Annotated in this window: 20 protein-coding genes; 9 read left to right on the forward strand and 11 right to left on the reverse strand. The window is 71.4% G+C overall.

Annotated features, from left to right (window positions below):
- Nucleotides 1–74: 74 nt before the first annotated feature.
- The 4 genes from ACVW19_RS21325 (at nt 75) to ACVW19_RS21340 (ending at nt 4,427) form a co-directional block, all read left to right on the forward strand.
- Nucleotides 75–461 carry a hypothetical protein gene (locus ACVW19_RS21325; RefSeq protein ID WP_457460908.1) on the forward strand — a complete coding sequence of 129 codons (387 nt, stop codon included), beginning with the start codon at nt 75–77 and terminating at the stop codon, nt 459–461.
- A gap of 337 nt (nt 462–798) precedes the next feature.
- Nucleotides 799–2,052: a L,D-transpeptidase gene (locus ACVW19_RS21330; RefSeq protein ID WP_457460909.1), complete on the forward strand. Its 1,254-nt coding sequence runs from the start codon at nt 799–801 to the stop codon at nt 2,050–2,052.
- A gap of 154 nt (nt 2,053–2,206) precedes the next feature.
- On the forward strand, nt 2,207–3,679 hold the full coding sequence (locus ACVW19_RS21335; protein WP_457460910.1) for an ABC transporter permease: 1,473 nt from the start codon (nt 2,207–2,209) through the stop codon (nt 3,677–3,679).
- Between the two features lie 64 nt (nt 3,680–3,743).
- Entirely contained in the window at nt 3,744–4,427 is a 684-nt protein-coding gene (locus ACVW19_RS21340; RefSeq protein ID WP_457460911.1) for an ABC transporter ATP-binding protein, read from the forward strand.
- Nucleotides 4,428–4,500: 73 nt separating this feature from the next.
- On the opposite strand, the gene ACVW19_RS21345 is transcribed toward ACVW19_RS21340, so the two are convergent.
- From ACVW19_RS21345 to ACVW19_RS21365, 5 genes are all read right to left on the reverse strand, one after another.
- Nucleotides 4,501–7,533: a hypothetical protein gene (locus ACVW19_RS21345; RefSeq protein WP_457460912.1), complete on the reverse strand. Its 3,033-nt coding sequence runs from the start codon at nt 7,531–7,533 to the stop codon at nt 4,501–4,503.
- Nucleotides 7,530–8,651 (reverse strand): ATP-binding protein, encoded by a 1,122-nt coding sequence (locus tag ACVW19_RS21350; RefSeq protein ID WP_457460913.1) that lies wholly within the window; start codon nt 8,649–8,651, stop codon nt 7,530–7,532. The genes ACVW19_RS21345 and ACVW19_RS21350 overlap by 4 nt, the downstream gene beginning before the upstream one ends.
- A gap of 92 nt (nt 8,652–8,743) precedes the next feature.
- Entirely contained in the window at nt 8,744–10,303 is a 1,560-nt protein-coding gene (locus ACVW19_RS21355) for a vWA domain-containing protein (RefSeq protein ID WP_457460914.1), read from the reverse strand.
- Nucleotides 10,300–11,724 (reverse strand): hypothetical protein, encoded by a 1,425-nt coding sequence (locus ACVW19_RS21360; RefSeq protein ID WP_457460915.1) that lies wholly within the window; start codon nt 11,722–11,724, stop codon nt 10,300–10,302. Before ACVW19_RS21360 ends, ACVW19_RS21355 begins: the two co-directional genes overlap by 4 nt.
- On the reverse strand, nt 11,694–12,212 hold the full coding sequence (locus tag ACVW19_RS21365; RefSeq protein ID WP_457460916.1) for a hypothetical protein: 519 nt from the start codon (nt 12,210–12,212) through the stop codon (nt 11,694–11,696). Before ACVW19_RS21365 ends, ACVW19_RS21360 begins: the two co-directional genes overlap by 31 nt.
- Nucleotides 12,213–12,551: 339 nt before the next feature.
- Between ACVW19_RS21365 and ACVW19_RS21370 the strand changes: the two genes are divergently transcribed.
- Nucleotides 12,552–15,944: a S8 family peptidase gene (locus tag ACVW19_RS21370; RefSeq protein WP_457460917.1), complete on the forward strand. Its 3,393-nt coding sequence runs from the start codon at nt 12,552–12,554 to the stop codon at nt 15,942–15,944.
- 122 nt (nt 15,945–16,066) lie between these two features.
- On the opposite strand, the gene ACVW19_RS21375 is transcribed toward ACVW19_RS21370, so the two are convergent.
- A complete protein-coding gene (locus ACVW19_RS21375) occupies nt 16,067–17,185 on the reverse strand; it encodes a hypothetical protein (protein ID WP_457460918.1) in 1,119 nt (372 codons plus the stop codon).
- Nucleotides 17,186–17,292: 107 nt separating this feature from the next.
- Between ACVW19_RS21375 and ACVW19_RS21380 the strand changes: the two genes are divergently transcribed.
- Nucleotides 17,293–18,450 (forward strand): cystathionine gamma-synthase, encoded by a 1,158-nt coding sequence (locus ACVW19_RS21380; RefSeq protein WP_457460919.1) that lies wholly within the window; start codon nt 17,293–17,295, stop codon nt 18,448–18,450.
- A gap of 41 nt (nt 18,451–18,491) precedes the next feature.
- Here ACVW19_RS21380 and ACVW19_RS21385 read toward each other — a convergent pair whose 3' ends face one another.
- From ACVW19_RS21385 to ACVW19_RS21395, 3 genes are all read right to left on the reverse strand, one after another.
- Nucleotides 18,492–18,737 (reverse strand): hypothetical protein, encoded by a 246-nt coding sequence (locus tag ACVW19_RS21385; protein WP_457460920.1) that lies wholly within the window; start codon nt 18,735–18,737, stop codon nt 18,492–18,494.
- Complete coding sequence (locus ACVW19_RS21390) at nt 18,734–19,240, reverse strand: sigma factor-like helix-turn-helix DNA-binding protein (RefSeq protein WP_457460921.1); 507 nt, start codon at nt 19,238–19,240, stop codon at nt 18,734–18,736. The genes ACVW19_RS21385 and ACVW19_RS21390 overlap by 4 nt, the downstream gene beginning before the upstream one ends.
- Before the next feature lie 204 nt (nt 19,241–19,444).
- A complete protein-coding gene (locus ACVW19_RS21395; RefSeq protein ID WP_457464717.1) occupies nt 19,445–19,954 on the reverse strand; it encodes a MarR family winged helix-turn-helix transcriptional regulator in 510 nt (169 codons plus the stop codon).
- Between the two features lie 162 nt (nt 19,955–20,116).
- On the opposite strand from ACVW19_RS21395, the gene ilvA reads away from it, so the two are divergent.
- A complete protein-coding gene (gene ilvA, locus ACVW19_RS21400; protein WP_457460922.1) occupies nt 20,117–21,352 on the forward strand; it encodes a threonine ammonia-lyase in 1,236 nt (411 codons plus the stop codon).
- 136 nt (nt 21,353–21,488) lie between these two features.
- Here ilvA and greA read toward each other — a convergent pair whose 3' ends face one another.
- Complete coding sequence (gene greA, locus ACVW19_RS21405; RefSeq protein WP_457460923.1) at nt 21,489–21,986, reverse strand: transcription elongation factor GreA; 498 nt, start codon at nt 21,984–21,986, stop codon at nt 21,489–21,491.
- A 198-nt stretch (nt 21,987–22,184) separates the two neighbouring features.
- The gene (locus ACVW19_RS21410; RefSeq protein ID WP_457460924.1) at nt 22,185–22,583 is read right to left on the reverse strand and encodes a DUF4307 domain-containing protein; all 399 of its coding nucleotides are present in this window, start codon (nt 22,581–22,583) and stop codon (nt 22,185–22,187) included.
- Nucleotides 22,584–22,791: 208 nt separating this feature from the next.
- Here ACVW19_RS21410 and mca point away from each other — a divergent pair, with 208 nt between their 5' ends.
- Nucleotides 22,792–23,673 carry a mycothiol conjugate amidase Mca gene (gene mca / locus ACVW19_RS21415; protein ID WP_457460925.1) on the forward strand — a complete coding sequence of 294 codons (882 nt, stop codon included), beginning with the start codon at nt 22,792–22,794 and terminating at the stop codon, nt 23,671–23,673.
- Nucleotides 23,666–23,953 (forward strand): hypothetical protein, encoded by a 288-nt coding sequence (locus tag ACVW19_RS21420; RefSeq protein WP_457460926.1) that lies wholly within the window; start codon nt 23,666–23,668, stop codon nt 23,951–23,953. The genes mca and ACVW19_RS21420 overlap by 8 nt, the downstream gene beginning before the upstream one ends.
- Nucleotides 23,954–23,996: the final 43 nt, after the last annotated feature.

A 23,996-nucleotide genomic window follows, 5' to 3' on the forward strand; every position in this document is an offset into this window, starting at 1 on the left:
GCCGTGTGGAGTGATGTTAGTGAAAGTCGCGGGTCACCGGAAAGTCGCGGCCCCCGGAGCCGTACGCTCCGGGCATGAGCACTCCAGAGACGTCACGGTTTGTGAGGCTTCGCGTCGACCTCGTTCTCCAGGTCGACGACGAGGACGCGGTGACCGGCGCCGCGCTGGCGAGGATCGCGGACGACGGCGGTATGACGGAAGCCGAGCGGCTGCCCGCCCGGAACACGGTGAACGAGGACGCGGCCGAGGCCCTCGCGTATCTCGTCGACCCCTTCAATCTGATCGGCGATGTGCCGGGGGTGGAACTCCAGCAGGCCTCGTGGAGCAGTGAGCAGATCGACTACGACCCGGACTCGCCGGAGTGGGACCTCGACGAGGACGACGGCGGTGAGACCTATGACGTGTCAGACGAGAGTGACGCCAAGGGTGATGAGGGCAAAAAAGACAATGCGGACAATTAGCATGAAGTGCGCAATGGTTGTGAAGTGGTGGGATCGGGCGAGTTGGCTGGAGGGGGCGGCCCGAAAAGGAGAGTCGTGCCAGGTCGGCGTGACTGGATGAGGCGGCATGGGGAAATCGTGACCTCGGGCGGCAACCGCGGCCCGGGGTCATGGCGTCTCAGGTGGCGCACGGGCCGAAACCCCGCCCGGCCGCTGTGGACGTGGTGAGCCCCACATTTGTGGCCCGTATGGAACGGGACCTACCGGTCGTAGCGTTGGATTGATTGACGGGGACTCTCGGCTTCGGGCGCGGAGGCCCGCGGGGTTCGGGGAAGCGGCGATGATGGAGAAGCGTGTGATGACGGACGGTAAGCGGCGCAGGGGTCTGATGGCTGCGTCCGCTCTGCTCGGTGGAGTGATGGTGCTCTCGGCATGCTCCGGCGGCGACGACACCGCCTCCGGTGGGGGCGACGGCAAGGGCGCGTCGCAGGCCCAGGTCGACGAGGCGGCGGCCAAGAAGACCTCCGAGGCCCAGATCAAGATCACGCCGAAGGACGGCTCGAACAACGCCTCCATCAACAACTCCGCCACGGTGGCCGTGTCCAAGGGCACCCTCACCGAGGTGGAGATGACGACCACCGACGGCACCGCCGTCGCGGGTGAGATAGCCGCGGACAAGAAGAGCTGGAAGCCCAGCGACCAGCTGGAGCGCGCCACCACCTACAAGCTGTCGGTCAGTGCGGAGGACTCCGAGGGCCGCGCCGCCCACGAGAATGCGTCGTTCACCACGGTCGCCCCGGACAACAGCTTCATCGGCACCTTCACCCCGGACGACGGCTCGACCGTGGGCGTCGGCATGCCGGTGTCGATCAACTTCGACAAGGCGATCACCAACAAGGCCGAGGTCCAGAAGGGCATCACCGTCTCCAGCACCAGTGGTCAGGAGGTCGCCTGTCACTGGTTCAACGCCAACCGGATGGACTGCCGTCCCGAGGACTACTGGCAGGAGAACTCCACCGTCACCCTGAAGCTGGCGCTCGACGGTGTCGAGGGTGCCGAGGGTGTCTACGGCGTCCAGCAGAAGACGGTCAACTTCAAGATCGGCCGCAACCAGGTCTCGATCGTCGACGCCGCCACCAAGCAGATGAAGGTCACGCAGAACGGCAAGACCGTCCGGACCATCCCGATCTCCGCCGGGTCCCCCGAGAACAAGACGTGGGAGGGCCAGATGGTCGTCTCCGAGAAGTTCAAGGAGACCCGGATGGACGGCGCGACCGTCGGCTTCACCGACGACGACGGCAAGGGCGAGTACGACATCAAGGACGTGCCGCACGCCATGCGGCTGAGCAACTCCGGCACCTTCCTCCACGGCAACTACTGGGGCGCCAAGTCCATCTTCGGCAGCGCCAACACCAGCCACGGCTGCATCGGTCTGTCCGACACCCAGGGCGCGGGCGACCCGAACACGCCGGGCGCCTGGTTCTACGACAACTCCATCGTCGGTGACGTGGTCGTCGTGAAGAACACCGGTGACAAGACCATCGCCCCGGACAACGGCCTCAACGGCTGGAACATGGACTGGGCCCAGTGGAAGGCGGGTTCGGCGGTCTGACACCGTCCGCTCGCCGCAACCCACTCCACCTGAACGACGCCGCCGCCCGCCCCTTCGAGGGCGGGCGGCGGCGTCGTCGTTCTCATGGAGACTTCTCATCCGGCTCTCAGCGCGGACTCAACACTTCATCAGGGACGGTCCCTAGCTTGCCCTCATGTTCTTCACCTACCTGAGGCGCGAACTGCGCCGCCGCAGAAAGGCGGCCCTCGTCGTCGCCTCCGGTCTCGCACTCGGCATCGCGCTGGTCATCGTGGTCAACTCCGTGTCCGCGGGCATGGGCAAGGCGCAGGAGAAGGTCCTGCAGTCGCTGTACGGACTGGGCACGGACATGACGGTCACCAAGGCCGCCGATGCCTCGACGGCCCAGGAACGGCCGCGTTTCCGCTTCGACGCCCGGGAGGACGGTTCCGGCGAGGAGCAGAGCACCGACCACGTCATGGTGCAGGGCTTCCAGACCCTGGCGAGCTCCACCGTGGGCAAGGTCGGCGAACAGAGCGGTGTCGCCGACGCGGTGGGGGGTCTGAGCCTCCAGGTCGTCAAGGTCAGCGGCGAGTTCACCCGCGGCCGCTTCCAGCAGGACGGCGGTCAGGACGGCCCGGGCGGCCAGGAGGGAGGGCCGGGCGGAGCCCGGCCGGCCCCCGAGGGGCGCGTGCAGGGCGGCGGCGCCGACTTCGACGTCAACAGCTACTCCGTCTACGGCACCGACGTCACCGAACCGGAACTCGGCCCGCTGACCTCCTCCCGGATCACCAGCGGCCGTACCTTCAAGGCGAGCGAGACCGACGCGAAGGTGGCCGTCGTCGACTCCGCCCACGCCAAGGAGAAGAAGCTCGAGACCGGTGACACGGTCACGGTCAAGGGCACCAAATACAAGATCATCGGGATCGCCGCCGCCGACAGCGGGGACGCCGCCGCCAACCTCTACATCCCGCTGAAGCAGGCTCAGAACCTCGCCGACGCCAAGGACAAGGTCACCACGATCTACGTCAGGGCGACCGACTCCCAGCAGCTCGACGCCGTCAAGTCGGGCATCCAGAAGAACGTCGCGGGGACGACGGTCACCACCTCCGCCGACCTCGCGGACACCGTCTCCGGCTCGCTGTCCACCGCCTCCTCCCTCGCCACCGGCGTCGGCAAGTGGCTGTCGATCACGGTGCTCGCGGCCGCGTTCCTCGTCGCCGGGCTGCTCACTTCCTCGGCGGTCTCCCGCCGGGTGCGGGAGTTCGGCACGCTGAAGGCGCTGGGCTGGACGTCGGGCCGGGTGACCCGGCAGGTGGTCGGCGAGGCCGTCGTGCACGGCCTGGTCGGCGGTGCCCTCGGCATCGCGCTCGGGCTGGCGGGCGCGTACGCCGTCACCGCGATCAGCCCCACCCTCCAGGCCCAGCTCGGTGGCGGAGGGGGCGGTGCGGGCGGCCCCGGTGGCGGTCCCGGCGGCGGGGGCATGGCCGGTCCCGTACGGCAGGCGGCCGCCAAGACCCTCGACGTCGCCCTCACCGCGCCGGTCAGCCTCACCACCATCGCCCTCGCGGTCGGCCTCGCGGTGGCCGGCGGTCTCGTCGCCGGTGCCTTCGGCGGCTGGCGCGCCTCCCGCCTCCGCCCCGCGGACGCGCTGCGCCGCGTCGCTTGACGCCCACCCGGCGCAGGCCCGGGGCTCTCACGCTCGTAAGCACTCCAGGAGTTGACCCATACCCATGTACGAACTCAGAGGCGTCACCCGGCGCTACACCCGCGGCAGGGAAACCGTCCACGCCCTCGACGGCGTCGATCTGACGATCCCCGACGGCGACCGGCTCGTCATCCAGGGACCCACCGGCGGCGGCAAGTCCACGCTGCTGCAGATGCTCGGCGGCCTCGACCGGCCCAGCTCCGGCGAGGTCGTCCTCGACGGCACCGACCTCGCCACGCTGCCCGAGGCCCGGCTCACCCGGGTGCGCAGCGAGAACATCGGCTTCGTCTTCCAGTCCTTCAACCTGATCCCGACCCTCACCGCGCAGGAGAACGTCGAGACCGCCCTCGTACCGCTCGGGGTGAGGGCCAAGGAGCGGCGGGAGAAGGCCGCCGAGGCGCTGGCGTCGGTCGGACTCGGTGAACGGCTCGGGCATCTGCCCGCCGAGATGTCCGGCGGGCAGCAGCAGCGGGTGGCCATCGCGCGGGCGCTGGTGAAGGAGCCGAAGGTGCTGCTCGCCGACGAACCCACCGGAAACCTCGACGAGTCGATGCGCGACGAGATCATGGACGTACTGATCCGCATGTGGAAGGAGCTGGGGCTCACCTTCGTCATGGTCACCCACGACTCGTCCCTGGCGAAACAGGCACCGCGCGTGGCGACCATCCGAAAGGGCCGCATCACGGTGAAGGAGAACCCGGCCGCCTGACCGGGCACGCGGACGGCGTACGGCGACGCGCTCCCGGCCGGAACGAATCCGGTGGCCGGGAGCGCGTCGCTGCTCAGGCGCCCCGCCGGCCGTCCGCGAGGAGCGACTCCAGGGCCGTCGCCGACTCCGGATGGCGGAACAGGAGGGCGGCACCGCCCACCGGGGGAGGCCCGACCGGTGCCCAGGAGTCCTCGCAGCCCAGCAGCTCCGCCACCGCGTCGCAGGTCGTCGGGTACGCGGGCAGCAGCGCCACGCCCGCCGGGGCGGCCAAGGCGGCGGCCGGTGCCCACCCGTCCGGGCAGCCCAGCAGCTCCGCCACCGCGTCGAACGCCGCCGGGTACGCGGCCGGCAGCGCGGCGCCACGCCGTGTCTCCTCTGCCGCCCGCCCCGCGCGGCGGACGGGAGCCGGAACCGGGGCCCGCCACGGCGGCACCCACGTGTCCAGCGCCGCCAGCCGGGCCGGGAAGATCCGCCCGGCCTCGCGGATCAGCAGCGGCGCGAGGTCCGCCGCACCCGACCGCAGCGTGGTGATCAGCGTCGGCAGCCACGGCAGCAGCACCGCGTCGGGCAGCCTGCCGAACGCGTTCGACACCGCCTCCACGACCACGTCCGCCAGGCCCGGCACCGGCTCCAGCGCGTGCACGAAGCCGCTGAGGTAGCGCGGATACGCGGGCACCACCAGCGGGTTGGCCAGCAGTTCGTCGCACCGTGCCCGCAACTGCTCGCGGGAAAGGGTGCCGAGCTGCACCTGCGCCGCCCACAGCAGAGCCGTCTTCGACGGGTCCTCGGGATGGGACTGCGCGACCGCCAGCTCCAGTTGCGCCCTGTCGCAGCCCAGCGACAGCGCCAGGCTCTCCATGCCGAACAGGAAGCCCAGCATCGCCGCGACCTGGCCCACCGTCGCGTCCTCGTCCGTGAACGCCGTCGGCAGCAGCGTGCAGTAGTGCGCGTAACCGGCCTTGACGAAGGACTCGATCCACGGCGGCAGCACCGGCTCGCTGGTCCGGTAGTACCCGAGCAGCCGGCGCACCCGGCGCAGCACCTCCGGCGCGCCGTCGACGCTGCGCTCGGAGGACAGCACCTCCAGCGCGCGCGTCCCCAGCTCGTCGGCCAGGCGCCGGCCGCCCAGGTACAGCGTCGCGTCCTCGACGGCTTCGAGGACCGTCGCCGCCGTCGCCTGCGGCGCGTACGCGGCGCGGCGCAGCCGCTGCTCCAGGACCTGCTCGATGCTGACGCCCTCGTAGCCCAGCTCGATCAGGGCCCGCTGATGGGTGCCGAGCGCCAGGTCCCAGGACTCCTGGATCGACCGCTCGCCGAGCCCGCGCTCGCCCATGATGGGCCGTGCCGCGCCCTGCGGCAGCAGTCGGCGCAGCATCCACAGCACGTCGGAGCAGGCCCGCAGCTCCGGTCGGGAGGCCATGTCCAGCAGGGCCCGCCGCACGCCCCGCTGCTGGAGCTTCAGACCCAGCGGCTCCAGCCGGTCGTGCACGTCGCGCGCCAGCGGCGGCAGCGAGTCGTAGCCGACCTGGCCGATCCGGTCGCCGCCCATCATGATCTCGACGAGCCGCCGCACGTCCCGGCGCCCGGGCACCGCGTCCTTCTCGATGCAGGTGACCGCCGCGTCCTGGAAGTCGTACGGCGTGGGCTTGGCCCGGTCCCGCATCCCGGCGAGCAGGATCGACGTCTCGAAGACCGCGATCGCGTCGGCGGTGGAGGCCAGATAGCCGTTGCGCCGGGCCGCGTGCACGATGTCCACGGACCAGCCGAGCAGTTCGGCCTCGTCCAGGGAGTCCAGGACCGGCGGCCGGCGCAGGAAGCCGGACAGCTTGTTTGTGGCGGCAGGCCCGGCAGGCCCGGCAGACACGGCCGGTACGGCGGTCTGCTTCGCCCGGGACTTCTTCGCCCCGGCCTGTCCCTCCAGCCGGTACGGCCGGACCCGGGTGCGCCTGAGGCTCTTCGCCCACTCGGTCGCCGCGATGGACACCGAGCCGGCGGCGAGACCGAACTGCGCCTCGATCGCCGCGTGACTGGACGGGATCAGCCCGTACTGCCAGGTCGTGGCCGAGCGCGGCGAGATCTCGTACGTGCCGGTGCCGGCCACCCCGAACTCCTCCACCCTGCTGGCCGCGTGGAACGCGCCGCAGACGTACAGGCAGTCCTCGGGGTCGGTGCCGGTCGCGGCCAGGTGCTCGCGCATCCGGGTCCACATGTACCGCTCGCGGTCCTCGTCCACCCGCACCCGCGAGGCGTCACCGGGGGCGAGCCGCCGGAACAGGCTGCCGATGAGGAGCATGACCTGGCGGTAGGTCTCGTGGTCGCCGTCGCCGAGCGGAAGCTCGACGTACTGGTGCCACCACTCCGACCAGTGCCGCACCCTGCCGTGCCGCAGCAGGTGCTCCTCCAGCTCGGCGAAGCGCGGCCGCAGGTCACCGATCTCCACACCGACGGCCTCGCCGTGCAGCGCGGTCTCGTCGTCCGCGCCGCCTGTGCCGTCCGTGCCCTTCTCGGCCGGCCCCGGGGCGGGCTCCCCCCGGCTGTCCCACTGGAAGACGTGGTCGGAGGACCGGTCGACGAGGACCAGTTCGACGCCCGGCGTGTCCAGCGCGTACGCGATCGCCTGGTACTCGGCGGACGCCTCGGTGATCGGCGCGACCACCGACAGCGGCGCCCACTCGGGCGGGAAACCCTCCACCTCGCTCGCGAACGCCTGGACGGCCACCGGGAGCCGGCAGTTGCGCAGCTCGGTGAGGAGCGGCGCCATGTCCTCGCACAGCTCCAGGTACACCACCCTGGGCTGCTTCTCGCGCAGGCGGCGGGCCATCGCGAGAGCGGAGGCGGGCGAGTGGTGGCAGACGGGGAAGACCTCCAACGGCTCGCGCACCGCGCGGTCCACGTCGTCGACCATGCCCAGGAGGATGCCCTCCAGGGCGTCGGGCCCGCCGGCGAACGTGGCGGCGGCCTCGTGGAGCTGGTCGCGCAGCGCGGCGAAAGTGCTCTCCCGCGCGGCGACCGTGTTCTCGGGGGTCTCGGGGGTCTCGGGGGTCTCGGGGGTCTCGGGGGTCTCGGGGGTTTCGAGGTGCTCGGGGTTCTCGGGTGCGGCGCTCATGACAGCGTGGCGATCGCGTCCCGGCCGCCCTCCAGGAACTCGGGCCAGGAGCCGCCCTGCTCCTTGCTGCGCGGCTCGACCACACCGTGCAGGTACTTGTTGAGGATGGCCAGGTCCTCCGGTTCACGGCGGGCGAGGGAACCGACGAGGGAGGAGGCGAGGGTACGGGCGGTCAGCGCGCGCTCACCGAAGAAGTTGCTGTGCAGCACGGCGTCCTCCAGCACGCCGATCTGCTCGGCCGTCGACAGCGCGGACTCCAGCTTCTCGTCGTCGCTCCCGGCCGCGGCGGCGGAGGCGCGCAGGTCGGCGAAGCTCTGCAGCAGCACGTCGAGCAGGGTCGGCGGCACCTCCAGCTCGATCGAGTGGCGGTGCAGCAGTTCCTCGGTGCGGAAGCGGACGATCTCCGCCTCGCTCTTCTTGTCCGTCATGACCGGGATACGCACGAAGTTGAAGCGGCGCTTCAGTGCGGAGGAGAGGTCGTTGACCCCGCGGTCGCGGCTGTTGGCGGTGGCGATGATAGAGAAGCCCGGCTTGGCGAAGACGATGTTGTCGCTGCCGCCGCTCTCCAGCTCGGGCACCGAGATGTACTTCTCGGAGAGTATGGAGATCAGCGCGTCCTGGACGTCACTGGTGGAGCGGGTCAGTTCCTCGAAGCGGCCGATCGAACCCGCCTCCATCGCGGTCATGATCGGCGACGGGATCATCGACTCCCTGGACTGGCCCTTGGCGATGACCATGGACACGTTCCAGGAGTACTTGATGTGGTCCTCGGTGGTGCCGGCCGTGCCCTGCACCACGAGGGTGGAGTTGCGGCTGATCGCGGCGGACAGCAGTTCGGCCAGCCAGCTCTTGCCGGTGCCGGGGTCGCCGATCAGGAGCAGACCGCGGTCGGAGGCGAGGGTGACGATGGAACGCTCGACGAAGCTCCGGTCGCCGAACCACTTCTGGGAGATCTCCCGGTCCAGGCCGTCGGAGCGCTCGGAGCCGAGGATGAACAGCCGGACCATCTTCGGGGACAGCCGCCAGGAGAACGGCTTGGCGCCGTCGTCGATCGACTCCAGCCAGTCCAGTTCCTCGGCGTACTTGATCTCGGCGGGCGCGCGCAGCAGGTCGGACATCAGGTGAGGGCCTTTCCGTTCGGTGCTCGAGAAAGAGGTCGGGGGCGCAGGGGGGATCAGAGGGACCAGAAGGACCCGAGGAATCAGGGGAATCAGGTGAGGAACGCCTTGAGCTCGTGCACGAGCTTCTTGATGTGGCCGGAGATCACCGGCGTGCCGAGGTCCTTGAAATGCTCCCGGAACCACGGGTTGACGCTGCCGCGCCCGGCGCTGGTCACCGAACCGACCGGGATGAACTTCGCGCCCGAGCGGTGGATGGCGGCCATGCTCTCGAACAGCTCGTCGGTGCGCCATTCGTAGAAGTCGGAGATCCACACCACGACGGTGTTGCGCGGCTCGGCGATCTTCGGCTGGGCGAGCGCCATGGCGACGGTGCCGTCGGTGCCGCCGCCGAGCTTGGTGCGCAGCAGGGTCTCGAACGGGTCGTGCGCCCAGGGCGTGAGGTCCAGCGCCTGGGTGTCGTAGGCGATCAGGTGGACGTCCACCTTCGGCAACCCGGCGAATATGGATGCCAGGATGGTGCAGTTGACCATCGAGTCGACCATGGAGCCCGACTGGTCCACGACGACGATCAGCCGCTGCGGTGTCGTCTTGCGGCTGGTGTGCCGGTAGTAGAGGCGGTCGACGTAGAGCCGCTCCTCCTCCGGGCTCCAGTTGGTGAGGTTCTTCCAGATGGTGCGGTCGATGTCGAGGTTGCGGAAGACCCGCTTGGGCGGGACGGACCGGTCGATCTCACCGACCGTGGCCTTCTCCACCTGGGTGCGCAGGACCTGGGAGACCTCGTCGACGTAGCGGCGGATCAGCGACTTGGCGTTCGCCAGGGCCACACCGGAGAGGTTGTCCTTGTCCCGCAGCAACTGCTCGATCAGGGACATGCTCGGCGTCAGCCGCGCGGCCAGCTGCGGATCGGCCAGCACCTCGCGCAGCCGCATCCGCTTGACCAGACCGGCCTCGATGGAGCCGAGTTCCGGGCCGATGGCGGGGACCAGCCGGCTGAGGTCGGGTGTGCGCCCGCCACCGCCGCTGCCGGTCGGGCTGACGCCCTGGCCACCCGCACCGACGCCACCCGCACCGACGCCACCCGCACCGACGCCACCCGCACCGACGCCACCCGCACCGACACCGCCCGCACCGACACCGCCCGTGCCCACGCCGCCCGTGCCCACGCCGCCCGTGCCGCTCGCGCCGCCGCGTCCGCCCCGCAGCTCACCGGGCCGGCAGCCGAGCGCCCGCTCCAGCCAGCCCGCGTCGGACTGCCAGCGGACCAGCTGCTCGGCGGTGACGGCGCCGGAGCCGGTGGAGAAGACGTTCAGCAGGACCTTGGAGACGAGGGCCGCGCGCCGCACCTCGGCGGCCCGGTCGCGGGCGTCGTCGTCCTCCGGCTCGGGAGCCATCAGCCCGTCGAACTCGGCGGCCAGCTCCGGGTGCCGCTGCACCACGGAGTCGACGGAGGCGCCCGGGTCGAGCAGTGCGGGCGGCAGGCCGATGTCCTCGACCACGGCCAGGCTCGCCGATTCCAGCGAGGCCTGCTCCTCCGGGTCGAACAGCCGGGCCAGCAGCCGCCAGTACAGCACCTGGCGCCGGTTGTCGTGCGGGTCGGGCACGGCGGCCGGGGCGGGGCCGGCGGCCGGGGCGGTGATGGGGTCGGTCATTTCCGCAGCAGCCTTCCGGCTCGTTCGCGGAGCGCGTCGACGGCGCCGGTGGCGGCCTTCTCCGCGCGGACACCGGCCTTGTCGGTGGTGCCCCCGGCCCACGCGCCGGCGTGGACGGCGACGGGCTTCTTCCGCACGGTCTTCTCCACGGCCAGCGGCTGGACGTGGAACTGCCCGGCGTCCCAGCGGAGCAGCGCCACGCACGCGACGGACGCGGCGACGGCCTCCGCGGTGAGCGGTCCGGCGGCGGGTGCCCGGTCGGTGTCGACGGCCAGACGGTGTCCGGCGATCGCGAACGCCGTCCCGTCGTCGTCCTTGTGCACCTCGTAGCCCTCCAGCAGGACGGGAACGGCGATACGGGCCGGGTGCCGGTCCAGCGGCGCGGTCGCCGCCGCGGCGGCCGCGGGCAGGGCCACGCGCGCGGTGGTGAAGGCGTCGGCCGGCTCGCCCACGCGGGCGTGCGCGTCGTCCCAGACCAGGTCGCCCTCGGCGGTGACGGGCATGGCGTCGAGGTCCATCGCGCGGCCCTCGCTCACGGCGGTCAGCAGGGACAGGTGCGGGCGCAGCAGCTGCCACAGACCCGCCCCGACGACGGTGTCGGGCTTCGGTGCGGACGCGGCGGCCCGCACCAGCCGGGGCGTGGAGCCGTCGGAGGGCTCGAACACCGCGTGAACCTGGGCCTGTACGGCGGTCGCGTGTTCCTGCACGTCGACCCCGAGCGGCAGCAGGCGGCCGGTGGCCGTGCCCCTGGCAAAGGTGCCGGTCGCTCCGGGCACGGTCAGCAGCAGGGCCCGTGACCACAGGTCCGCCCACCGGCGCACCGGGATCCGCTCCAGGGTGGCTCCCGGACAGGACGCGGCGAGTTCGGCGGCGAATCCGTCCAGCAGCGTGGCCTGCCTGCGCAGCGCCGGGTCGGGCAGCATCGCGGAGACGACGGGTGCGGCACCGGCGACCAGCTCGTGGTCGGTGCCCTGCCAGCCGGCCCGCGCGAGGTCGCACAGCCAACTGCGGGCGGCGGCGAGCAGGTTCGCCGCGTGGTCCGCGCCGTCGGCCCCGGCCGCGGCGGCCTCCTCGGCGAGGGGACGGCCGACGGCCTCCGCCACGCGAGCGGTCAGCGCGTCGTGCACGGAGCCGAGCAGCGCGCAGCGGGCGGCGGCCAGCGCGACGAAGTGGTCCTCGCCCGCGGCCCCGGCCGCCGTCTTGTCGGCCGCCTCGCCGACCCGCGCGGCGAGCGGGGTCCCGGCCACGGCGTCGGCCAACTCCGTCACACCGGCGGCCTGCTCGGGCTGCGGCCGGAGCAGACCGGCGACGAGCGCCGTGTCGAAGGCGTCCACGGCCGCGAGGGCCTCGTCGAGACCGTCGATGCCGTCGAACAGCAGATCGGTGCGCATCAGGCCGCCGCCCTCGTCGTCGGGAACCACTGCATCTCGGGCAGCGGCGCGGTGCTCGGGGCGAGTTCGAGGTATGCCAGATGCCGCAGGAACCGGCTGAACACGGACGCCGCGGCCGACTTGTCGCCCTGCGGGGGCCTCGTACGCCGCATGGCGTCGGTGACGGAACCCTCGCCGAGCTCGCCGTCGGTCACCTCGACCTTCAGGTACCGGGCCACGCGCTCGGCGCCGTACTGCACCACCGCCTCGTCGATCAGCGCCTGGATGTGGTTGCAGAACCACCCGCGCGCGCCGCCGCAGGGGCGGTTGTTGTTGGTGCTGCACGCGAACGCGTAGGTCCCGGCGACGACGGACGACACATACACGCGCCCGATGTCCGACCCGCTGGACACCACTCCCTGCAGCCGCCCGTCCGCCAGCTCGACGAACGGCACCTTGGACAGCTTCCGCGGCCTCGCGGGCGGCACCACCCGCGCCGTGCTCGACTTCTCCCAGACGGACAACGCACCATCTCCCATGCATGCGAAAGGGGACGTCCACGCCACTTCGGCGCCAACACGAGCGAAGCTATCCCCGGCCACTGACAACGCGGCCGGAGGGAGCGTGGCCGGGGTGTGACGACCGCTCGGCACACGGCTTGCGCGGACGCCCGGCGTCCTCAACCCGTCGATCAGGTAACGGAGTTCCAGCAGTGGTGTCACAGATACCCGTCGACTCGGTGTTCTTCTCCTGGGTCTCTTGAGGCGTTTGATCGCCACTCGGCATACTGCGTGTCCCGGGGGGTGCGCACACGCGTACGAGACCACCCCCGGCCGGGTGAAGGGGAATTCGCCCGGCAACTCCGCTAGGGGGGAACCTTGCGCAGACAATTCAAGAGAGCGCGCGCGACGGGCGCGGCCACGGTCGCCACGGCAGCCGCTGTGGCACTCGTGGCGGGCATGACCGGCCCGGCGTCGGCGAACGGAGAACGGACGGCGGCGGGCACCGCGGCCGGAACGACCGCCGGGGCGTCCGGGCCGGCGCACACGAACGCGGCGCAGGCGAAGGCGTCGTCCTCGCCGAAGGCCAAGCACCGCATCACCCTCATCACCGGTGACCGGGTCGTCGTGGACGCCAAGGGCCGCGTGGTCGGCCTGGAGCGGGCCAAGGGGAGGGAGCACATACCCGTCCAGATCCACAGGTCGGGCGGCCACACCCATGTGCTGCCGGCGGACGCCGCCCGGCTGGTCGCGAGCGGCAAGCTCGACCGGCGGCTCTTCGACATCACCGAACTCGGCAAGGACTCCACCCGACGCTCCCAGCAGCGGGGCCTGAAGGTCATCGTGGGGTACCAGGGCCGCGCCGCCGAAGCGAAGTCCGACGTCCGTGACGCGGGCACCCTCCGCCGGACCCTCGGCGCCCTGAACGCGGACGCGGTGCAGACCCCGCACGAGGACACGCCCGACCTGTGGAAGGCGGTCACCGACGGCGACCGGACCGCGTCCGGCATCGCCCACGTCTGGCTCGACGGCGTCCGCAAGGCCGCCCTGGACAAGTCCGTCGCGCAGATCGGCACCCCCAAGGCGTGGGCCGCCGGCTACGACGGCAAGGGCGTGAAGATCGCCGTCCTGGACACCGGTGTCGACGCGACCCACCCGGACCTGAAGGGTCAGGTGACCGCGTCCAAGAACTTCAGCAGCTCGTCGAGCACCGGCGACAAGGTCGGCCACGGCACCCACGTCGCCTCGATCGCGGCCGGTACCGGCGCAAAGAGCGGAGGCAAGTACAAGGGCGTCGCCCCCGGCGCCAAGGTCCTCAACGGCAAGGTCCTCGACGACTCCGGCTACGGTGACGACTCCGGCATCCTCGCCGGCATGGAGTGGGCGGCCGCGCAGGGCGCCGACGTCGTCAACATGAGCCTGGGCGGCGGCGACAGCGCCGAGATCGACCCGCTGGAGGCGGCGGTCAACAAGCTCTCCGCCGAGAAGGGCATCCTGTTCGCCATCGCGGCGGGCAACGAGGGCCCCGAGTCGATCGGTTCGCCCGGCAGCGCCGACGCCGCCCTCACGGTCGGCGCCGTGGACGACAAGGACAAGCTCGCCGACTTCTCCTCCACCGGCCCCCGCGTCGGCGACGGCGCCGTCAAGCCGGACCTCACCGCGCCCGGCGTCGACATCACGGCCGCCTCGGCCAAGGGCAACCACATCGCCAAGGAGGTCGGCGAGAAGCCGGCCGGCTACATGTCCATCTCGGGCACGTCGATGGCGACCCCTCATGTCGCGGGCGCGGCCGCGCTCCTGAAGCAGCAGCACCCCGACTGGACCTACACGGAGCTGAAGGGCGCGCTCACCGGCTCCACGAAGGGCGGCGCGTACACGGCGTTCGAGCAGGGCTCCGGGCGGATCCAGGTCGACAAGGCCGTCCAGCAGACGGTGATCGCCGACCCGGCCTCAGTGAGCTTCGGCGTCCAGCAGTGGCCGCACACCGACGACAAGCCGGTCACCAAGCAGCTGACCTACCGCAACCTCGGCACCGAGGACGTCACCCTGAAGCTGACGTCGACCGCCACCAACCCCAAGGGCAAGGCGGCCCCGGCCGGCTTCTTCACCCTGGGCGCCACCACGGTGACGGTCCCCGCGGGCGGCAAGGCCTCCGTCGGCTTCACCGTCGACACCCGGCTCGGCGGCACGGTCGACGGCGCCTACTCGGCGTACGTGGTCGCCACGGGCGGCGGCCAGACCGTCCGCACCGCCGCGGCGGTGCAGCGGGAGGCCGAGTCGTACGACGTGAAGCTGAAGTTCCTCGGCCGTGACGGCAAGGCGACCGGCGCCTACTTCGCCGCCCTCGTCGGCGTCTCCGGCCTGGGCGCCGAGAAGTTCCACTGGCCCTACGACGCCGACGGCACCGTCACCGCCCGACTGCCCAAGGGCGATTACATCCTGGACTCCGCCGTCCTGGTCGGCACCGACCCGGAGAAGTGGAAGGGCGCCGACTGGATCGCCCAGCCCAAGCTGAGCGTCACCAAGAACACCACCGTCACGGTGGACGCCCGCAAGGCCAAGCCGGTGAAGATCACCGTGCCGGACAAGGCGGCCAAGTCGGAGTTCGCCTCGGCCGACTACACCGTGGAGACGAAGGACTCCGCCTACGGCTTCGGCTGGTGGCTGGACTCGTACGCCAACTTCCGCTCCGCCCACCTCGGGCCGCAGATCACCGACGGCTCGCTGAGCCAGCAGTGGGACGCCCACTGGAGCAAGGGCGGCAAGACGCAGTACAGCACCGTCGCCGGCGGCAAGGTCAAGAAGCTCGCCACCGGCTTCACCCGCACCTACAAGGCGTCCGAACTGGCCACGGTGAAGGTCGGCCTGGGCGCGGCGGCGAGCGGCAAGAAGGGCGCGGTCGACGCCGTCGGCTGGCTGCCGGGAACCTTCTCCGCCTCCTCGATCGGCATCCCGCAGACCCTGCCCGGCACCCGCACCCTGTACCTGTCCACCACGGGCGGGGTGAAGTGGGACCTCCACTTCGAGCAGCGGGGCGGCGTCGACGCGGACGGCTGGCCGATCACCGAAGCCGGTTACGTCCTCGGCGACTCACTGGCCCTCAAGGCCGGCAAGAAGTACTCCCGGACCGTGCACACGGCCGTCTTCGGGCCGCGTGTCACCTCGGACTTCGGCCTCTTCCGCGACCGCAACAGCATCTACGGGTTCCTCCCGCTGTTCGCCGACGGCAAGGGCAACCCCGGCTCCTCCCTGTTCACCTCGGTCACCACCAGCCTCTACCGCAACGGCACCAAGGTCGGCTCCCACGACGACCCGCTGTTCGGGGACGAGGAGTTCACGGTTCCCGCCGGCGACGCCGCCTACAAGCTGACGACCTCGGTCAAGCGCAGCGCCAAGGTCGCCGCCGCGTCCACCCGCATCGACGCGAGCTGGACCTTCCGCTCCAAGAAGACCTCCGCTCTGAAGCAGCTGCCCGCCTCCACGGCCCGCTTCCAGGCGGTCACCGGACTGGACAGCAAGGTCACCGCGGGCAAGAAGGTCACCTTCCCGGTCACCGTCGAGGGTGCCGCCAAGGGCAAGAACCTCAAGTCGCTCGCGGTGTACGTCTCCTACGACTCCGGGAAGACCTGGAAGAAGACCGACGTCAAGAAGGGCAAGATCACCGTCAAGAACCCCGCCAAGGGGAAGGCGATCTCCTTCCGCGCCAAGATCACCGACAAGAAGGGCAACCAGTCGACGATCTCGATCCACAACGCCTACCACGGCAAGTGAGCCGCCCGCCGGCTCCCTGCTGAGCACCGGGCGCGGGCCCGCCGGAAGCACGGCTTCCGGCGGGCCCTCCGCATGCGGGCGACACGGACCCGAGGCCGCGGCCGCCACGCCGCGAACGGTCCTCAGTGCGGCAGCGTGGCCGGGCTGCCGCCGTTGGCCTCGTAGCCCGCGACCGCCAGGGCCCGGTAGACCGCGAACTCCGCGGCGGGATCGGGGGACAGGGTCCAGGGCAGCGCGCCGACATGGCCGTCGATGTGTATCAGCTGGTTCATGGCCTCCGCCCAGCGCTCACCCCGGACCAGGAAGAACACCAGAAGATGCCGGACGTGCGCCGACATCGGGTCGTCGGGGCGGGCCGAGTGCACCGCGTGCAGCGCGCCGTGCACCGCCCTGGTCACCACCTGGCTCTGGTAGAAACCGCTGACCAGGTTCACCTCCGGCAGATGCTCGAACACGGCGAACAGCGGCATCGCGGCCAGCAGCGAACCCTGCGGTGCGCGTGCCGCCGCGGCCTCCGCGAACGAGTTCGCCAGCTCCCGCGAGCCGTGCCACTTCTCGCACCAGTAGTGCAGCGCGGCCAGGTGCGCTCCCATGTGGGCCGGCGCACGGTCCAGGATCTTCAGCCAGACCTGCTCGAAGTCCTTCTGCTCGTAGGCCAGTCCACGGGCCACCGAGAGCTCCACGATGTACGGGACCGGGTCGCCGGGGGCCAGCAGTGCCGCCTCGCCGCACGCCGCCTTCGCCTCCTCCATGATGATCCGGAACTCGTCCGTCCCCCGAGTCGCCGTACGCCACGCCTGCTGCACCAGGAACTCGGCGTGCACCGCCGCGCCGCCCGCGTCCTTGGGCGCCTCGGCGCGCCACGCCCGCAGCCACTGCCCGCCCGGCGACTCACCGGCCCCGCCGGGCCGCGCGGCGAGCTCCAGCGAGGCGGCACCCGCGAAGGCCTGCACGCGCTGCCAGCGCAGCTCGCTCTTCGCGTCCGTACCGGCCAGCAGCTGCTGCGCCCCGCGGTAGTCCTGGGTGCGCTGGACCAGGTCCAGAACATCCAGAAGGTCCTGGTCGGGGCCGGGCATACGGATGTCCAGCTCCTCCTCGCGGGCGAAGCCGTAGGCCGCCGGGTCCGCCGCGTCCGGATGGCCGGGCGACACCTGCGCGATCCCGCCGCGGGTACGCCGGAGGAACGGCACCAGCACGAAGCCGATCATGACCAGCCCGAGCAGGACCAAGAGAATTTCCATGTCACCAGCGAACCAGATCGCGCCGACGAATGGCCAACCTGCCGCCTGATCTGTGGAAAACTCCCGTGCGCGTCGTACACCGTGCGCGCGGACTACCCTCGGTGCCCATGAGTAACAGGCACATCAGTCAACACTTCGAGACGCTCGCGATCCACGCGGGCAACACCGCGGACCCCTTGACCGGCGCGGTGGTCCCGCCGATCTACCAGGTGTCCACCTACAAACAGGACGGTGTCGGCGGCCTGCGCGGCGGCTACGAGTACAGCCGCAGCGCCAACCCCACCAGGACCGCGCTGGAGGAGAACCTCGCCGCCCTGGAGGGTGGCCGCCGCGGCCTCGCGTTCGCGTCCGGGCTGGCGGCCGAGGACTGCCTGCTGCGTACGCTGCTCAGCCCTGGCGACCACGTGGTGATCCCGAACGACGCCTACGGCGGCACGTTCCGGCTGTTCGCCAAGGTCGTCGCCCGCTGGGGGGTTGAGTGGTCGGTGGCCGACACCAGCGACCCGGCCGCCGTCCGGGCCGCCATCACCCCGAAGACCAAGGTCGTGTGGGTGGAGACCCCCTCCAACCCGCTGCTCGGCATCACCGACATCGCCGCCGTCGCCCAGATCACCCGGGACGCCGGCGCCCGCCTCGTCGTCGACAACACCTTCGCCACGCCCTACCTCCAGCAGCCGATCGCGCTCGGCGCGGACGTCGTCGTGCACTCCCTGACCAAGTACATGGGCGGCCACTCGGACGTCGTCGGCGGCGCCCTGATCACCGGCGACGCGGAGCTCGGCGAGGAGCTGGCCTACCACCAGAACGCGATGGGCGCGGTCGCCGGGCCGTTCGACTCCTGGCTGGTGCTGCGCGGCGCCAAGACGCTCCCGGTGCGCATGGACCGGCACAGCGAGAACGCCACCAAGGTCGCCGACATGCTCAGCCGGCACGCACGCGTGACGAGCGTTCTCTACCCGGGGCTGCCGGAGCACCCCGGTCACGAGGTCGCCGCCAAGCAGATGCGGTCCTTCGGCGGAATGGTCTCCTTCCGGGTGGAGGGCGGCGAGGAGGCGGCCGTCGAGGTCTGCAACCGGGCCGAGGTGTTCACGCTGGGCGAGTCCCTGGGCGGCGTCGAGTCGCTGATCGAGCACCCCGGGCGCATGACGCACGCCTCCGTGGTCGGCTCCGCGCTCGAGGTCCCCGGCGACCTGGTGCGCCTCTCGGTGGGCATCGAGAACATCGACGACCTGCTCGAAGACCTCCAGCAGGCCCTCGGCCGGTAAGGCCGTGCGGGGGGCTCCGGTGCGGTTCGCACCCGGCCGGTTCACCAGCCCGTCAGGGGTGGAGTCGTCTCCGACGGCGGCTCCACCCACGGGTGCGTGGTCAGCGCCCAGATCACGAAGGCCAGGCCCGCCGCGAGCAGCACCAGCCACCACACGCGGCGGGCGAGCGCCCTGCGCCGCAGCATGCGGGCTCCGCGGCGCACGGCCTTCGCGTGCAGGTCGGGCGGCACCGGCGGCGGTGCCTGCTCCAGCAGCCGTCGTACGGCCGCCTCACGGCCCCAACTCATGACGAGACCGCCCTGACGCCCCGCACCGCGGGAGCCGGCGCACGCCGCCGCTGGTCCAGTACCGCGGTCGTCGCGCGGTTGCAGATCGCGCGGACCCGGTCCGTGGACAGGCCGAGCAGGGCCGCCGTCTGCTCCTCGGCGACGTCCTCGTAGAGCCGCAACACCAGGATCAGACGCTCCTGCGGGCCGAGCCCGGCCAGCGGGCTCGCGGGGTGCGGACGGGAGCGGAGCAGTCCGCCGCGCTCGTGCCAGGCGGCACGGGCGAAGCGGGTGGCCAGGTACCGGCGGGCCCGGTCGTAGGGATCGTCACCGCGCAGCCGGTCCCAGCACGCGTACGTGTGGGCCAGCGCCAGGGTCAGCAGGCGCCGCGCGCGGGGGTTGTCGTCCCGCGCCTCCGCCGTGAGCAGGGTGGCGGCATGCAGCAGCCGCCCGGCCGCACCCGCGACGAACGCCTCGAACTCGCGGGCCCGGCGGGCGTCCCGGGACGCATGCCCTTGCAACAACCGCGCCTCCCGCACACCCCTGCCCGGACCGGTCCCGGCCGCGAACGGCCTTCGGCGGGCGCGTGCGACGGGACCCGATCTCATCTCAGGGCAGGGCCGGCCCGCGGTCAAGAGCCGCGCACGGCTCGGCGCGCGGGCTGCCCGGCACCCAGGGCCTCTCGCACGGCTCAGGCCGGAGCAGTCGGGTCAGCCGGAGCAGCCGGGTCAGGACTCCGGCTGGCCGTCCTCCGGCCCCGGTCCCCCCGGAACCGACATCCGCGCGGAGAGCGCGCCGTTGAAGCGCGTGAGGAGCGCGCAGAACGCCTCGCGCTCCTCCGGCTCCCAGTCGTGGGTCAGGTCCGCCATCAACTGGCGCCGTGAGGAGCGCACTTCCTCCAGGCGCGACTGCCCGCGCGGAGAGAGCTGGAGCACGACCGCCCGGCCGTCCTCGGGATGCGAGGTGCGCTTCACCAGTCCGGTGTCCACCAGCGGGGCCACCTGCCGGGTGACGGTCGACGAGTCGATGCCCATGCCGGCGGCGAGCGCCTTGACACCCATCGGGCCTTCTTTGTCGAGGCGGTTGAGCAGGAGGTAGGCGGCGCGGTCCATGGAGTTGCGTACCTGGCCGACGCCGCCCAGCCGGGTCTGTTCGGCGCGCCGGGCGAACAGCGCCACCTCGTGCTGCAGCGTGTCGAGAAGACCGGTGTCACCGCCGGTCGTCATGTCCATCGACATGTCAGGTGTAGTGGGCATGGCCGGAGGCTCACTTCGTGGAGGGCTGCTAATTGGGGGACAGAGTACGCGGCTGGGGGCCCCGTCGTACCGGCGCTGCGCAAAGCCGTATCCGCGGATCGGCCGCCGCGATCGCCGACGGCGGTGAACTGCGATGCTGGAGTCATGAGCTACGGCACGGCTGACTCCCTTCGTACCGTCACGCCCGACGATGTGCGCGGCGCCCGGAAAATGCTCTCGGGCGTGGCGAGGGTGACCGCGATGGAGAGCAGCAGGCACCTGTCCCGGACGGTGGGCACGCCGGTGCACCTCAAGTGCGAGAACCTCCAGCGGACGGGGTCGTTCAAGTTGCGCGGCGCGTACGTCCGGATCGCCGGGCTGCTGCCCGAGCAGCGCGCCGCCGGTGTGGTCGCGGCGAGCGCCGGCAATCACGCACAGGGCGTCGCGCTCGCGTCCTCGCTGCTCGGGGTGCGGTCGACGGTGTTCATGCCGAAGGGCGCCCCGCTGCCGAAGATCAGCGCCACCCGGGAGTACGGCGCCGAGGTGCGCCTGCACGGCCAGGTGGTCGACGAGGCGCTGGCCGCCGCCGAGGAGTACGCGGACGAGACGGGCGCCGTGCTGATCCACCCCTTCGACCACCCCGACATCATCGCGGGTCAGGGCACCGTGGGCCTGGAGATCCTGGAGCAGTGCCCCGAGGTGCGCACGATCGTCGTCGGCATGGGCGGCGGCGGGCTGATCGCCGGGATCGCCGTCGCGGTGAAGGCGCTGCGGCCGGACGTACGGATCATCGGGGTGCAGGCGGCGGGCGCGGCGGCGTATCCGCCCTCACTGACGGCCGGGCACCCGGTGTCGGTGCGCGATCCGGCGACGATGGCCGACGGCATCAAGGTGGGGCGGCCCGGCGACGTGCCGTTCGGGATCGTCGAGCACCTGGTGGACGAGGTCCGCACGGTCACCGAGAGCGAGCTGTCCGCCGCCCTGCTGCTGTGCCTGGAGCGGGCCAAACTGGTCGTCGAGCCGGCCGGGGCGAGCCCGGTCGCGGCGCTGCTGAGCCGCCCCGACGCGTTCGCGGGCCCGGTCGTCGCCGTGCTGTCCGGTGGCAACGTCGACCCGGTGCTGATGGAGCGGGTACTGCGGCACGGCATGGCGGCACAGGGCCGCTACCTGGCGGTCCGGCTGCGGCTGACGGACCGGCCGGGCGCTCTCGCGTCGCTGCTCGGGGCGTTGTCGGTGGTGGACGCCAACGTGCTCGACGTGAGCCATGTGCGGACCGATCCGCGGCTCGGGCTCACGGAGGTGGAGGTCGAAGTGCACCTGGAGACGAAGGGCCCGGAGCACTGCGCCGAGGTCGAACAGGCCCTGCGGGACGCGGGGCACATGGTCCTGCACGGTCACTGACCGACCCGGACGCCCGGCCCGCGCGGCTCGGCGACCGCATGACGAAGCCCCCGGCACCGCGGTGGGGACACTCACGCGTCCCGCTGCGGGCATGGCGCCGGGGGCACCCTCACGGTCTTGAGCCGTGGGCCGTGGCTCAGCCCTTGTACGGCTCGGCGTTCAGGATCTTCACGGAGGCCGTCTTGCCGTTCGGCAGCTCGTACTCCACGGTCTCGCCGACCCTGCGGCCGGACACCCCGGCACCCAGCGGGGACTGCGGGGAGTACGTCTCGATGTCCGCGCTCGCGTACTCGCGCGAGGCGAGGAGGAAGGTCAGCGTGTCGTCCTCGTCGCCGTCGAAGGCGATCGTCACGACCATGCCCGGCGCCACCGAACCGTCGGCCGCCGGCGCCTCACCGACCTTGGCGCTTTCGAGGAGCTGGGTGAGCTGCCGCACGCGGAGCTCCTGCTTGCCCTGCTCCTCCTTGGCCGCGTGGTACCCGCCGTTCTCCCGCAGGTCGCCCTCCTCGCGCGCGGCGGCGATCTTGGCGGAGATCTCCGTACGCGCGGGACCAGTAAGGTATGCAAGCTCGTCCTTGAGCTTGTTGTACGCCTCCTGCGTCAGCCAGGTGGCGTTCTCGCTGGTCTGGGTCACTGGTGCTCCTCGTAGGTGCTGGAATACAAAGCAACGCCCTCCCTGAAGGATGTTCCTCCACGGATGGGCGAAACCACGAGCCTAACAATTCAGCGGCCAAAGGGGGAGGACATATGCCATCGGAGCTGTTTTTCCGCAGGTCAGCGGCCCTGTGTTGCTTGCGACACCGGCCCCTGACAGCGGGGGAGCCGACCGAGGTCAGTCGGCGTGGCAGCCGAGCAGCTCGGCCGTCGCGGCCGGGGAGGTCGTGCGGAGCGTGACGACCTCGTCGAAGCGCGTGCCGTCCCCGTCGAAGCGGAAGTCGGCGCGGCCCACCTCGGCGCCGTCCACGGCCTGGGACCGCACCGTGCAGTAGCCGTCCACGCCCGCGTCCTTGTGGACCTCCAGGCGCACCCGCACGGTCTCCTTCGAGGTGTCGAAACCGATCATCTCGCCGCTGATCTCGCTGCCCGCGACGTAGTGGTAGCCGAACCAGCCGATCAGGGCCAGCATCACCGCGGCCAGGCCCGCTCCGACGACCTTGAGGGTGCGGTCGGCACGTTCGTCCGAGGTGCGGCCGTACCGGCCCTCGGGCGGTCGCGTGCTCGCCGTACTCATGATCGTCTCCTCGGCGGGAAGGGGGGGACGCCTGCCCCGGGCGGCGCCCGGTGCCGGGCTCCGGAATTATTCGTCCCCGGCTTCGGTCACTATAGAAGTCTTCCGCCCGTCGCCCGACCGCCACCCCACCGCGACGTCCCACGGGGACGACAGCCGGGGGGGGACCGCACCGGGCACCCCGGGCGCCTACCGACTTGAGGAATGAGTCTTGACTGACCAGCTGCGACTGATGGCCGTGCACGCCCACCCCGACGACGAGTCGAGCAAGGGCGCGGCCACCATGGCGAAGTACGTGTCCGAGGGGGTGGACGTGCTGGTCGTGACCTGCACGGGCGGGGAGCGCGGCTCCATCCTCAATCCCAAGCTGCAGGGCGACCCGTACATCGAGGAGAACATCCACGAGGTGCGCAGGAAGGAGATGGACGAGGCCCGGGAGATCCTCGGTGTGAAGCAGGAGTGGCTCGGCTTCGTCGACTCCGGCCTGCCCGAGGGCGACCCGCTGCCCCCGCTGCCCGAGGGCTGCTTCGCCCTGGAGGACGTCGACAAGGCGGCCGGTGAGCTGGTGCGGAAGATCCGCGCGTTCCGTCCCCAGGTGATCACCACCTACGACGAGAACGGCGGCTATCCGCACCCCGACCACATCATGACCCACAAGATCACGATGGTGGCCTTCGAGGGCGCGGCGGACACCGGGAAGTACCCGGAGAGCGAGTTCGGCCCGGCCCACCAGCCGCTGAAGGTCTACTACAACCAGGGTTTCAACCGCCCCCGCACCGAGGCGCTGCACCGGGCGCTGCTGGACCGCGGCCTGGAGTCGCCGTACGGGGACTGGCTCAAGCGCTGGGCGGAGTTCGAGCGCAAGGAGCGCACGCTCACCACGCACGTCCCGTGCGGGGACTTCTTCGAGATCCGTGACAAGGCCCTGATCGCGCACGCCACACAGATCGACCCCGACGGCGGCTGGTTCCGGGTGCCGATGGAGATCCAGAAGGAGGTCTGGCCCACCGAGGAGTACGAGCTCGCGAAGTCGCTCGTCGACACATCCCTCCCCGAGGACGACCTCTTCGCGGGCATCCGGGACAATGCCTGACATGAGCGCTAGCGCAAGCCTGGCAATGAGCCACCTGGTCACCCTCGCCGAAGTCGACAAGGACAAGGTCACCCCCGGTGTCCTCGGCTTCATCGTCTTCGCGGTGATGGCCCTGGCGGTCTGGGGCCTGATGAAGTCGATGACCCGCCACATGAACCGGGTCGACTTCGACGAGTCCGCGGACCGCCGGACCGGAACCGAGGACGCCGCGAAGCCGGCGTCGTCCGGCGCGGCCGCGGGTGCGCCGTCCGGCGGGGCCGAGAAGAAGAAGCAGGGCTGAGCCTCGTAGCCTTCCGGCCCCCGGAGGGCTACGAGACGGCACT

This window comes from Streptomyces sp. TE5632 (assembly GCF_054061295.1).